This is a genomic window from Halomonas rhizosphaerae, from assembly GCF_030012485.1.
In the GTDB taxonomy this organism is placed as follows: Bacteria; Pseudomonadota; Gammaproteobacteria; order Pseudomonadales; family Halomonadaceae; genus Halomonas; species Halomonas rhizosphaerae.
On the sequence record NZ_JASCQQ010000026.1, the window covers coordinates 127,743 to 140,664 of the forward strand.

Here is a 12,922-nt window from a genome sequence, read left to right on the forward strand (position 1 = left end):
CGTCAACATGCCGGCAAAGGTCGAACCTCCTCCGGTATTCCGCTTTGGCTACCCTGTCGCTATGCCGGCCTCGCATCCTCGAATAGCTCCGCGGGCATCGGATACTCCAGTTCCCAGGTCATGGCGATGGGACGATCTCCTTGATAGCCTTTCAGCGCCTTGGCCGGTCCCAAGAAGATAAACGGTGCCGTCTCTCCCTCGATCCGCTTGGTCAGGCGAGCGAAGAAGAGGATCGTATAGCCACGCTCTTCGAAATGGAGATAGTTCTGCCCCGTCGGGCTCTCCTGAGTGACGGTTGACTGGCTCTCCCAGTGCAACAGTCTTCGGCTGATGGGATAGTCGCGATAACGCGTGGTAGGAGAGAAGTCTCCCTCGTCCTTCTGGAAGGTGACCAAGTGGATATAGGCACGAATGTCCTTGGCGTGGATGACGCCCACCCCGGTGGCGCCCGGTTTCTCAAGGCTGGCCAATCCCAGAGCCGCCTTAATTTCGGCGGTGCCATAAACACCATGCAGTAGTAGCCCGCAGTCGAACGGCAAATCATTCAGGGGTTGCAGCGGTACTCGCAGATGGCCACGCCGCCAGGCGGCAATCTCCACGGCATCGGCCGCCACACTGGGGTTAGCGCGCCACTTCTGCAGCGACTGCTCGAGACTATCCACGCCGACCAGCCCGCCCTTCCGGGCCCACAGCAGATAGTGCAACGCCGTTTGCTGAGCCACGTCGTAGCGACCCAACGCCTCCTGAACCGTCCCGTCTTGACCGCCAATGTCCTCGAGGGCTCTCAAGAGCACTGGATCGCTACGCAAAGCGATACGCGGTAGCGCCTTGCGGGCCTGATCGAGGTCCGGGTCGGCAGGGAGTGGGTTGCGGTCGGCTATCGCCTTCCACTCCGACCAACTCCTGCGCGACAGCACCTGTACCGGTGACAGTCCCGTCACCTCCAGGAAACGCCCAAACGTCAGTGGCTGCCCTACTTCCTCCGGCCAAGTGCGCAGGGTCTCGGGGATAAACTGATTTAAGTCACTGAGCACCGCGCGAATCTTGCTTAGAACTCGCTCCCGAGCGACCCGTTCAAGCTGAATACTGCAGCCAGGGGGCAGGCTGGGGAACTCGGCCTCTACCTCTCGGTCAAGTCGCTGCCGCTGGCCGGAAAGCAATGCAGTGAACTTGGTATCCAACCGATAACGCCGGTGAGTTTGGCCCACAAAGTCCAAGACAGTCAGACACTCCTTACCTGGCGCGTGACGCAGTCCGCGCCCCAGCTGCTGCAGAAATACCGTCAGGCTCTCGGTGGGGCGTAGAAACATCACCAAGTTGATATCCGGAACATCCACCCCTTCACTTAGCACATCGACAGTAAACAGAAACGGTAAGCTGCCCTCGCGGAACTCACGAAGCCGCTCAGCGCGAATCTCTGCCGGAGTGTCACCGACTAGAACGGCGGCCCGATAGTCATCGCCCAACCTGTTGAAGCACTCAGCCATATACTCGGCATGGCGCACCCCGACACAGAATCCCACCGCCCGCACGCCGGTCAGGTCAGGCTGGTAACGCTCAAGTGCCTGTCGGACGGTATCCACCCGTTGTCGAGCACGAAAATCATCGCCGGTCAGTAGATTCTCAATCTGGCGGGCATCATAGCGTCCATTGCGCCACAGGCTGTCGTCGCTGAGGTCTACGCTATCGCTGACCCCGAAGTAGTGGAAGGGACACAGCAGCTTTTCTTCAAGCGCCTCGGGCAGGCGAATTTCCGCGGCGAAGTCGCCATCGAAATCCGGAAGAATACTGGTGCCGTCCATGCGCTCGGGCGTGGCCGTCAGCCCCAGCAACACGGCAGGTTTTAGCTCCTCGAGTAGCGCCCGATAGCTGCTAGCAGTCTCATGATGCGCCTCATCAATCACCACATAGTGAAAGTGGTCTGTTCCAAGGGATTCCCAAGGCCGTTGTCCATTCAGCGTTTGCACCGAGGCAAACAGGTGACGGTGCTCCGTCGGCGAATGCCCGCCCACCCAGAGTTCGCCGAAGTTCTGATCACGAAGCACGGTGCGGTAGCAGGCCTGGGCCTGCTCCAAGATCTCCTTGCGATGGGCGACGAACAGCAGCGGTACCTGACGACCCTCGCGCTCACAGATCCGTCGATAGTCCAGTGATGAGATCACGGTCTTTCCGGTACCGGTGGCCGCCACGACCAAATTGCGGTAGGAACCGCGCTGACGCGCGGCATCGATCGCTTCCAGGATTCGTAGTTGGAACGGCCGCGGCGTAATCTCGGCGAAGAAGGTCATCCCTCGGCGGTCACGATCCTTGTGCGCCGCGATCGCTTGTCGAAAGCGGATAAAGTCCGCCTGAGTGTAGGGCTCGAACTCATCGCTCTCCCAATAGGCCGAGAACTCCGCCTCGAAACGTTCGAGGATATGTGACATGTCCTGAGCGGTGACCTTGACGGTCCATTCCAGACCTTGGGTCATTGCCGAGTGGGACATGTTCGCCGAGCCAATATAGGCGGTGGAAAAGCCACTATTCCGCCAGAAATGGTAGGCCTTGGCGTGAAGGCGGGTACCACCGGTATCGTAGGAGACGCGCACGCTGACATTGGGCTGTTGGGTCAGCCACTCCAATGCCGTAGGGTCGCTCGCGCCCATATAGCTGGTGGAGATCAGGCGAACTGGCACGCCTCTCTCGGCCAAGCGCTCGAAGGCGGGCATCAAAAGCCGCAGACCGGACCACTTAATGAACGAGATCAGGACATCGACGCTATCTGCCGTCGCCATCTCGGCCCGCAGCTCATGCTCCAATGGCGGGTCATGTCCCAAGCCGGTGAGTAGTGCACTCGTAGAAAGCGGGGTATTCGGGCGGGGTAACGGCTCGCGGCTATGCCCGATCTCAGTAAGAATCGGCTTGTCGGCGCTGAGCAGCCGTTTGCGAGTCAGATAGTCGAGGCCGTCGGTGGCTGACACCAGCTCTATAATGCGGTTCAGGAGAGGAAGCCGCTGCTGGGCGTCCACGATCCGTAGAGCACGGTGAAGCAGTTGGCCGACAAACTGGGAGTAGGCATGGGGCGCGGTCTCATCATCGAGAGAGCGAAGCACCGGCTTAAGCTCTGGGTGCGCTTCCAACTGCGCCATTAGTTCTTCATCGAGCAGCCGCTCGTAGAGCCCTTCCGGTAACCGTTCCATGGTGTATCTTCCCTGCCCTGTCGATGCCGTCCAGGGTAGCAGTAACCGACAGGCGCTGGGCGCCTGCAACATCATTCGTCGAGGCGTCGAACCGCCGGAAACCCGAGTGCCCACAGGCTGAGAGGTAGTCATAACCGGCTCAGATCACTGCTATCGCGCAATAAATTGCGCTCCCACAAAAAAGTACGGCCCCGCCTCTCTCGAGACGGGGCCGCCGACAGCCTCGCAGCGGGCCGGGATCAGCTCAGCGAGATGGTGCTGTTGATGCCGCTGGAGACGTTCTCCGGCTCGAACCAGCGCGCGGTCACGGTCTTGGTCTGGGTCCAGAAGGCGATGGCCTGCTTGCCGTTGGGGCCCAGGTCACCGAGCTTGGAGCCGCGAGAGCCGGTGAAGCTGAAGTAGGCCACCGGCACCGGAATCGGCACGTTGATGCCCACCTGGCCGACGTCGATGTCGGTCTCGAAGCGGCGCGCCACCCAGCCGGAGTTGGTGAAGATGGAAGTGCCGTTGCCGTTGGGGTTGGCGTTGATGAAGGCGATCGCCTCATCCAGGGTGTCGACGCTCACCACGCAGAGCACCGGGCCGAAGACCTCCTCGCGATAGATGGTCATCTCGGGAGTCACGTCGGCGAACAGGGTCGGGCCGACGAAGTTGCCGTTCGGGTAGCCCTCCACCTGGCAGCCGCGGCCGTCCACCAGCAGCTTCGCGCCCTCCTTCTCGCCGGCGGTGATCAGCCGCTCCACGCGCTCCTTGGCCTGGGGGGAGACCAGCGGGCCGAGGTCGGCGTCGGTCTGGGTGCCGGGGCCCACCTTCATGCTGCGGGTGCCCTCGACGATGTCGTCCAGCCACGCGCGGGCCTCGCCCACCAGCACCACCACGGAGTTGGCCATGCAGCGCTGACCGGCGGCACCATAGGCGGAACCCAGCAGGTTGTTGATCGCCTGGCTGCGGTTGGCGTCGGGCATGATCACGCAGTGGTTCTTGGCGCCCATCATCGACTGCATGCGCTTGCCGGCGGCCGCGGCGCGGTTGTAGAGCAGCGAGCCCACGTGGGTGGAGCCGATGAAGGAGAGCGCCTTGATGTCGCTATGGTCGGCGATCTGGTTGGCCACGTCCGGGCCGCCGTGGACCACGTTGAGCACCCCGGCCGGGATGCCCGCCTCGTGGGCCAGCTCGACCAGGCGCATGGTGGAGCTCGGGTCCTGCTCGGAGGGCTTGAGCACGAAGGTGTTGCCGGTGGCGATGGCCAGCGGGAACATGAAGCAGGGCAGCATGATCGGGAAGTTGAAGGCGGTGATGCCGGCGCCCACGCCCAGCGGCTGGTTGAGGGTGTAGACGTCCACCTCGCTGGCGGCGTTCTCGGCCAGCTCACCCAGCTGGAGGCTGGTGATCGAGCAGGCGTGCTCCACCACCTCGAGGCCGCGGCCCACCTCGCCGGCGGCGTCGGGCAGGGTCTTGCCGTGCTCCTCGGTGATCAGCGCGGCCAGCTCGTCGGTGTTGTCGCGGATCAGCGCCTGCAGCTTGAGCATGATGCGCATGCGCTTGGCCAGCGGCACCTTGCGCCAGGTCTTGAAGGCCTCCTTGGCGCTGGCCACGGCCGTCTCTACCTCCTCGGCGGTGCAGAACGGCACCCGGGCCACCACTTCCTGGGTGGCCGGGTTGACCACGTCGCGCCACTCCTGGCTCTGGGACTGGACGGGCTGGCCGTCGATGTACATGGGAATCTCGCGAACGGACATGGTGGCATGCTCCTCTGGGCTGTTCCTGCCCCGACCGCGACCTGGCTTGTCGTTGTGGTCGGCCATCGTGCGGCGCCGCGCTGGCGGGCCGGGGCATTAGACTTTGTGTGTATGTATACACGAAACGTGGTGACATCGAGTCTATACAGACGTCGGATGGCGTGACAACGGGCACTCGGGCACATTGTTTGTGCACCTATGCACAACAACCGGTCACAAGAACCCGGGCACGACCCGCGACCAACGAGGGCCTCCATGCTCGACTGGCAGGACATCCAGATCTTCCTCGAGGTGGCGCGCAGCGAGCGGCTCACCGACGCCGCGCGCCGGCTGGGGCTCGACCACTCCACCCTGTCGCGGCGCACCCGGCGCTTCGAGCAGGCGCTCAACACCCAGCTGTTCGAGCGCAGCACCCACGGCTACCACCTCACCGAGGCCGGCCAGCAGCTGCTCGCCCATGCCGAGGAGATGGCCCGCCACGCCTTCGAGGCCGGCGAGAGCCTCACCGACAAGAACCACCAGATCAGCGGCCAGATCCGCCTGGGGGTGACCGAGGGCTTCGGCACCTGGGTGATCGCCCCGCTGCTCTCGGCCTTCTGCGAGCGCCATCCGGGTGTCACCCTGGACCTGCTCGCCCTGCCCCGGGTGGTCAACCTGAGCCGCCATGAGGCGGACCTGGCCATCACCGTGGAGCGCCCGGTGAGCCCGGGCCTGGTGATCTCGCGGCTCTGCGACTACCGGCTGCGCCTCTACGGCAGCGAGGGCTACCTGGCCCGCCACGGCAGGCCGCAGCGCCTCGCCGAGCTGGGCAAGCACCGCCTGGTGGGCTACGTCGACGACCTGATCTTCAGCGAGCAGCTCAGCTACCTGGAGCCGCTGCTCGACCCCGCCGTGGTGGGCCACCCCGGGCCGCACTTCGCCATGCGCAGCACCAGCGTCACCACCCAGCACGCCGCCTGCCTGCACGGGGCGGGCCTCGCCGTGCTGCCCTGCTTCATGGCCAGCGCCTCGGCGTCGCTGGTGAACGTGCTGGCGGACGAGGTGGCGATCGACCGCCAGTTCTGGATCACCGCCCGCCAGGAGCAGCGCCGCCTGGCCCGGGTACGCCTGCTGTGGGACTTCCTGCGCGAGGCGCTGGAGACCAATCGCGCCTTCCTGATGGGCGAAGCGAAGACGATGGTGGTCCCCGAGGTCGGCCCCTACTGAGGCCACGCCTCCAGGCGTCGGAACACGCGCCGGGCAGTGGCGAAACGGGGGCGAAACTGCCACGTTTTCGATATGGACGCGTCCTCTTCAACCAAGCATGTCAGCCTGGTCGCCGCACCGGACATCATCCTCGGCACCCTGGCCGGCCTGCTCGATGTCTTCGGCTGCTTCAAGGCCCTGGGCTGGTTCGACGAGGCCCTGCCCCGGCATCCGCCCTTCTGCGTGGACATCGTGGCGCCGGGACATGCGCCCCGGGTCCTGAGCGGCGGTGTGGCCCTGGCATCGCCGCGGCCCCTGCGTGACGTGACGCACACCGACCTGGTGCTGCTGCCCTCGCTGATGGTCACCGACGGCGAATGGCACACCGGGCGGCACCCGGAGCTGGTGGGCTGGCTGCTTGCCATGCACGAGGCCGGGGCTGAGCTCTGCTCGGCCTGCTCCGGTTCCCTGCTGCTGGCCGAGACGGGCCTGCTGGACGGTCGCACTGCCACCACGCACTGGGCCTATGCCGACACCTTCCGCCGCCACTTCCCGCACGTCACCCTGCAGCTGGACAAGGCGTTGATCGTCGAGGGCGAGCGCCACGAGATCGTGATGTCGGGTGCTTCCTCGTCCTGGCATGACCTGGCGCTCTACCTCATCGCATGCCACCTGGGCACGGCAGTGGCTCAGGCCGTGGCCAGGTTCTTCGCCTTCGACCTGCATGGCGACAGCATGGAGGCCCATGCCGTCTTCATCCCGCGCCTCGACCATGGTGATGCGGCGGTCGAGCATGCCCAGCACTGGATTGCCCGACACCTGGCATGCCACTCACCGGTAGAACGGATGGCCGCCTGCAGCGACACCTCGGAGCGCAGCTTCAAGCGCCGCTTCCTGAAGGCGACCGGCTATACGCCGATCCACTACGTCCAGGCCATGCGTGTAGACGAGGCGAAGCGCCTGCTCGAGCGGACCCGACAACCGATCGACGAGATCGCCTGGAGCGTGGGTTACGAGGATCCGACCTTCTTCCGCCGCCTGTTCAAGCGCCGGGTCGGGGTCACCCCCGGCGCCCACCGGCGCAAGTTCAGCGTACCAGGCGAACCATGATCAACCGGCAGGGCCCGGGGAACGGAGAGTGGGAGGCGCCGGGCCCGCGCCTCGCACCCTCCGGGCGGAGTGGCCGGATTCAGTGATGCCCGGCCTCGATCGCGATCCCGGGATCGAACAGCATCATGTGCGGGCCCATGGGCCGGGTAGCGTCCTGGGTCTGCACGCGCGAGAAGTCCGCCCAGGCGCTGCCATCCCCGGTCACGTGCGACAGCCCGCCCCCGGCGGTGTCCACCTCGAGCAGGTAGATGCCGTAGGCGTCGTTGCGGGGGCCAAACTCGGGATCCGCATCCAGCGTACTCAGCACCGCGTTGGTGACGTAGAGCCGCTCGCCGTCGGGGCTCAGGCGCATCATGCACGGGTGAGGCACCTCGGCCTCCCCGACCAGCTCCGGCTGGTAGGGCTCACGGATGTCGTACTGCTGCACGTTGTCACCGAACCAGTTGGCGATGTAGAGGTAGCGGTCGTCGGGCGAGAGCGTCATGTCGCAGGGCAGTGCGAGATCGCTCAGCACCCGGTGGAAGTCCAGCCGGCCGTTGCCGTCCTCGTCCTCCCACAGCCAGGCGCCTCCGGAAGTGCCCACGGTATAGCCGTAGCGCGAGTCAGGCGCATGAAACCAGTCCGCCTCCGTGGCGCCAGTGTCCTCGCCCAGGTTCACGACCTGGATCACCTCCTCCTTCTCCACGTCCCAGACGCTGACCGTGTCGCCATTCGGTGAATAGGGGGGCTGCAGCACGTCTCCCGGATAGCCCCAGGTGGTGGTGACCATACGATTGAGCCCTTCCTTGAGGGCGATGTCATACATGTACTCGGGGCCGCCCTGGTTCGGCGCCCGGTCGGGCCCCGGGCCGAAGTGGCGAACGAACTCGGCCGTCTCGTCGTCGATCAGCACCAGGCCGCCGGGGCCGGTGCTGGAGGTATCCGCGCCGAGCATCGAGACCAGCGCGACCCCGCCGGTCAGCGGGCTCACCGTGTGCGGGGCAATATAGCCGCTCTCCTCACGCAGGCCATCCTCCTGGTGGATACGCTCGGGCTTCAACGGGTCCTCGGCGATATCGAACACGTAGAAGCGGTCGGAGAAAAGCCCCGGGATGAGCAGCCGCTGCTGGTCCAGCGAGTAGCCCCAGTGATGGACGTTGTCGCCTGCCTCGGGGAGCATCCGGGTGGCCAGGATCTCGCCGTAGCGATCCGGCTTCTCGGGGTCGGCACCGACGATGGCGAGCATGTCCGGGCGCGCCTCGTCGTCGCCATTGGTGGCGACCACGTAGAGGAACCGCTCGCGTGGTGCATCGTCACCCGCCTCGGCAGCGTCCGCTGCCAGGGTGGGACCGCTCGCCAGGACCAGGGCGATGCTGGCGGCCAGCGATGCCCTCCCCGAGCCCGACGGGGGCAGGCGCATCCCAGGGGCCTGGTCGACTGTCCGTTCCTGCCATGGCGTCTTCGTCTTCATCTCGCCTCCTCCTCTTCAGGTTTTCCCGTACTGCCGTTGCGTCAGGATCAGCATCGCGCGCCGGGGAACCAAACAGGAGAGGGGGATATGCCAGGTCCGGGGCATTTGTGCCAGCCCGCACGAACGGAGGCTTCCGGCTCGAGCTTTCGGCGGCTTGCCGAAGGGCGAACCCGTGCGGCCTGCTGGTGCCCACCGGCCTGGCCCGAGTGCCATTGTCAGGCGAAACAGCCCGGGCATGGGTGGCACGATAAAGATTCGCTATCGACATGGTCGGCAATGTCACATTGAGCTTATGGACCGCCGGGGCGTAAGTTGAAGTCACAGGGCAAGGAGTCCCGGCCGTCAGGCCGCCGGCAGACCAATGGTTGACCGGCTCATTGTCCCGCAGGACTGCCATCGTCTATACACAGGTAGCAGTTCAATCAACGCAGCCAGATTGGAGAGCGATATGGGTGATCAGCAGAACGCCGGCAAGTGTCCGGTGATGCACGGAGGCCAGACCGCCAGCGGTCATTCCAACACCGACTGGTGGCCGGAGTCCCTGAACCTGGACATCCTTCATCAGCACGATCGCAAGACCGACCCGATGGGCGAGGACTTCGACTATCGCGAGGAGGTCAAGAAGCTCGACTTCGATGCGCTCAAGAAGGACATGCACGCCCTGATGACCGAGAGCCAGGAGTGGTGGCCGGCCGACTGGGGCCACTACGGCGGCCTGATGATCCGCATGGCCTGGCATGCGGCCGGCACCTACCGCATCGCCGACGGCCGTGGCGGCGGCGGCACCGGCAACCAGCGTTTCGCTCCCATCAACAGCTGGCCGGACAACGGCAACCTCGACAAGGCGCGGCGCCTGCTGTGGCCGATCAAGAAGAAGTACGGCAACAAGGTCAGCTGGGCCGACCTCTTCATCCTGGCCGGCAACGTCGCCTACGAGTCCATGGGCTTCAAGACCTTCGGCTTTTCCTTCGGTCGCGAGGACATCTGGCATCCCGAGAAGGACATCTACTGGGGAGCCGAGAAGGAGTGGCTGGCACCGTCCGACGAGCGCTACGGCAACGTCGAGAAGCCCGACACCATGGAGAACCCGCTGGCCGCGGTGCAGATGGGCCTGATCTACGTCAACCCCGAGGGAGTCAACGGCAACCCGGACCCGCTCAAGAGCGCCGAGCAAGTCCGCGAGACCTTCGCCCGCATGGCGATGGACGACGAGGAAACCGCGGCGCTGACCGCCGGGGGCCATACGGTCGGCAAGACCCACGGCAACGGCGATGCCGAGGCCCTTGGGCCGGAGCCGGAGGCCGCCGACGTCGAGGCCCAGGGCTTCGGCTGGCTCAACCCCAACCTGCAGGGCAAGGCCGCCAACGCCGTCACCTCCGGCCTGGAAGGGGCCTGGACCAAGAATCCCCTCGAGTTCGACATGGGCTACTTCGACATGCTGTTCGGCCATGAGTGGGAGCTCAAGAAGAGCCCTGCCGGCGCCAACCAGTGGGAGCCCGTCGACATCAGGGAGGAGGACAAGCCGGTCGACGCCACCGACATGTCCACTCGCCACAACCCGATGATGACCGATGCGGACATGGCGATGAAGATGGACCCGACCTACCGGGCCATCTGCGAGAAGTTCATGAAGGATCCGGAATACTTCAAGGACTGCTTCGCCCGTGCCTGGTTCAAGCTGACCCACCGCGACATGGGGCCGAAGTCGCGCTACATCGGCCCGGAAGTGCCGGACGAGGACCTGATCTGGCAGGATCCGGTGCCGGCCGGTAACACCAACTACTCCGTCGAGACGGTCAAGAAGCAGATCGCCGGGAGCGGTCTGTCCATCGGCGAGATGGTCAGCACCGCCTGGGACAGCGCCCGTACCTTCCGCGGCTCCGACATGCGCGGCGGCGCCAACGGCGCACGCATTCGCCTGGCCCCGCAGAAGGACTGGGAAGGCAACGAGCCGGATCGCCTGGCCAGGGTGCTCAAGGTCTACGAGAAGATCGCCGCCGACAGCGGCGCCAGCGTGGCCGACGTGATCGTGCTCGGGGGAAGCGTGGGCATCGAGCAGGCGGCGAAGGCCGCCGGCCACGATATCCTGGTGCCCTTCGCGCCCGGTCGCGGCGACGCCAGCGACGAGATGACGGACGCCCCCTCGTTCGAGTACCTGGAGCCGCTGGCGGATGGCTTCCGCAACTGGCAGAAGAAGGACTACGTGGTCAAGCCGGAGGAGATGCTGCTCGACCGCGCCCAGCTGATGGGGCTGACCGCCCCGGAGATGACCGTGCTGGTCGGCGGCATGCGCATGCTCGGCACCAACCACGGCGGCAGCAAGCACGGCGTGTTCACCGACCGTGAGGGTCAGCTGACCAACGACTTCTTCGTCAACCTGACCGACATGGGCAACACCTGGAAGCCGGCGGGCAACAATCTCTACGAGATTCGCGACCGCAAGAGCGACCAGGTGAAGTGGACCGCCAGCCGCATCGACCTGGTGTTCGGCTCCAACTCCATCCTGCGCTCCTACGCCGAGGTCTACGCCCAGGACGACAACCAGGAGAAGTTCGTCAGGGACTTCGTCAAGGCCTGGACCAAGGTGATGAACGCCGACCGCTTCGACCTGGAGAAGCTCCAGGCGTGACAGTGCTCCAAGCCGGGCAAGCAGCCTGGCTTATACAGAGGCGCCCGGGTAAGCACCCGGGCGTCTTTCTGTCTGTCTGGCGAGTGGCGGCACTCAGGTCCCGCAGAAGGTACGGAAGACGGCCTCGCTGGGCGGGGCCGGCCGAGTGTAGTCCTCGCGGCCGGGCTGCTCGGTGAAGGGGTCGGCCAGTACCTCGCGCAGGGTCTCGAAGGGCGCGAAGTCGCCCTCGGCGGCGGCGGCCAGGGCCTCCTCCACCCGGTGGTTGCGGGGGATATAGAGCGGATTGACCGCGCGAATCCGCCCGGCGACCTCCGCCATGCCGACGTCCTCCCGGGCCAGCCGCTCGCGCCAGCGCGGCAGCCAGGCCTCGATGCCTTTCCGGACCTCGAACAGCTCGAGCAGGGCGGGATCATCCTCCTCGACCGCCTCGCCAAGGCGGCGGAAGGCCAGGGTGAAGTCGGCACGACCGGTCTGCATGGCCTCGAGAAGGGCCTCAACCAGCGCACGGTCGCCCTCCTCTTCCTTCACCAGCCCCAGCTTCTCGCGCATCACCGCCAGCCACTCGGCCTCGTATTGCCCCTCGAAGGCCTTGATCACTGCGGTGGCACGCTCCACCGCGCGCTCCTGGTCGTCATCGATCAGCGGAATCAGCGTCTCGGCAAGGCGCGCCAGGTTCCACTGGGCGATCCACGGCTGATTGCGATAGGCATAGCGGCCGCCCTCGTCGATGGAGCTGAACACCATGGCCGGGTCGTAGGCCTCCATGAAGGCACAGGGGCCATAGTCGATGGTCTCGCCGGCGATGCTGCAGTTGTCGGTGTTCATCACCCCGTGGATGAAGCCCAGCCCCATCCACCTGGCCACCAGCGACGCCTGGCGGGCCTGTACCGCCTCCACCAGCGCCAGGTAGCGCTCGCTCTCTTCCCGTTCCGCGAGTGCCGGGTAATGGCGCTCGATGGCCAGGTCGGCCAGGGTGCGTACGGCCTCCAGGTCATCGCGGGCGGCGAAGTACTGGAAGGTGCCCACGCGAAGGTGGCTGGCGGCAACGCGGGTCAGCACGGCGCCGGGTTCCGGCACGCGCCGGAACACGCGCTCGCCGGTGGTCACGGCGGCCAGGGCCCGGGTGGTGGGCACGCCCAGCACATGCATCGCCTCGCTGACCAGGTACTCGCGCAGCACCGGGCCCAGGGGGGCACGACCGTCGGCCCCCCGCGAGAAGGGCGTCATGCCGGCCCCCTTGAGCTGGATATCGCGCAGCCGCCCCTCGCGGTCGGTCACCTCGCCGAGCAGCACCGCCCGACCGTCGCCCAGCCGGGGGTTGAAGTGGCCGAACTGGTGGCCGGCATAGGCCTGGGCCAGCGGCTCGGCGCCTTCCGGCACGGCATTGCCGGCGAACCATTCGGCGGCCTGGTGCTCCTCGAAAGCGGCCAGGTCGAAGCCCAGCTGCTCGGCCAGCGGCCGGTTGAAGGCCACCAGCCGCGGGGCCGTCACCGGCACGGGATCGAAGCGCAGGAAGAACCGATCCGGCAGGCGGGCGTAGCGAAGGGTGAACTCGGGAAACATGGCGACTCCGATCGACGGCCGAGACTCGGCCTGAGGATGAATACCTGAGTATAACGCTCGGGATTAC

Annotated in this window: 7 protein-coding genes; 3 read left to right on the forward strand and 4 right to left on the reverse strand. The window is 65.8% G+C overall.

Annotated elements, in window-relative coordinates; genetic code table 11:
- Window positions 1-59: 59 nt before the first annotated feature.
- Together QLQ86_RS11045 and QLQ86_RS11050 are read right to left on the reverse strand one after the other, a co-directional pair.
- The gene (locus tag QLQ86_RS11045) at window positions 60-3,179 is read right to left on the reverse strand and encodes a DUF3427 domain-containing protein (RefSeq protein ID WP_282816959.1); all 3,120 of its coding nucleotides are present in this window, start codon (window positions 3,177-3,179) and stop codon (window positions 60-62) included.
- A gap of 239 nt (window positions 3,180-3,418) precedes the next feature.
- On the reverse strand, window positions 3,419-4,918 hold the full coding sequence (locus tag QLQ86_RS11050) for a CoA-acylating methylmalonate-semialdehyde dehydrogenase (protein ID WP_282816960.1): 1,500 nt from the start codon (window positions 4,916-4,918) through the stop codon (window positions 3,419-3,421).
- 255 nt (window positions 4,919-5,173) lie between these two features.
- Here QLQ86_RS11050 and QLQ86_RS11055 point away from each other — a divergent pair, with 255 nt between their 5' ends.
- Entirely contained in the window at window positions 5,174-6,124 is a 951-nt protein-coding gene (locus QLQ86_RS11055) for a LysR family transcriptional regulator (RefSeq protein ID WP_282816961.1), read from the forward strand.
- A gap of 72 nt (window positions 6,125-6,196) precedes the next feature.
- Window positions 6,197-7,213 carry a GlxA family transcriptional regulator gene (locus QLQ86_RS11060; protein ID WP_282816962.1) on the forward strand — a complete coding sequence of 339 codons (1,017 nt, stop codon included), beginning with the start codon at window positions 6,197-6,199 and terminating at the stop codon, window positions 7,211-7,213.
- 79 nt (window positions 7,214-7,292) lie between these two features.
- Here QLQ86_RS11060 and QLQ86_RS11065 read toward each other — a convergent pair whose 3' ends face one another.
- Window positions 7,293-8,663: a selenium-binding protein SBP56-related protein gene (locus tag QLQ86_RS11065; RefSeq protein ID WP_282816963.1), complete on the reverse strand. Its 1,371-nt coding sequence runs from the start codon at window positions 8,661-8,663 to the stop codon at window positions 7,293-7,295.
- 448 nt (window positions 8,664-9,111) lie between these two features.
- Between QLQ86_RS11065 and katG the strand changes: the two genes are divergently transcribed.
- A complete protein-coding gene (gene katG, locus QLQ86_RS11070; RefSeq protein WP_282735197.1) occupies window positions 9,112-11,292 on the forward strand; it encodes a catalase/peroxidase HPI in 2,181 nt (726 codons plus the stop codon).
- A gap of 93 nt (window positions 11,293-11,385) precedes the next feature.
- Here the strand turns inward: katG and QLQ86_RS11075 are convergent, their stop codons facing one another.
- Complete coding sequence (locus tag QLQ86_RS11075) at window positions 11,386-12,855, reverse strand: protein adenylyltransferase SelO (protein ID WP_282816964.1); 1,470 nt, start codon at window positions 12,853-12,855, stop codon at window positions 11,386-11,388.
- Window positions 12,856-12,922: the final 67 nt, after the last annotated feature.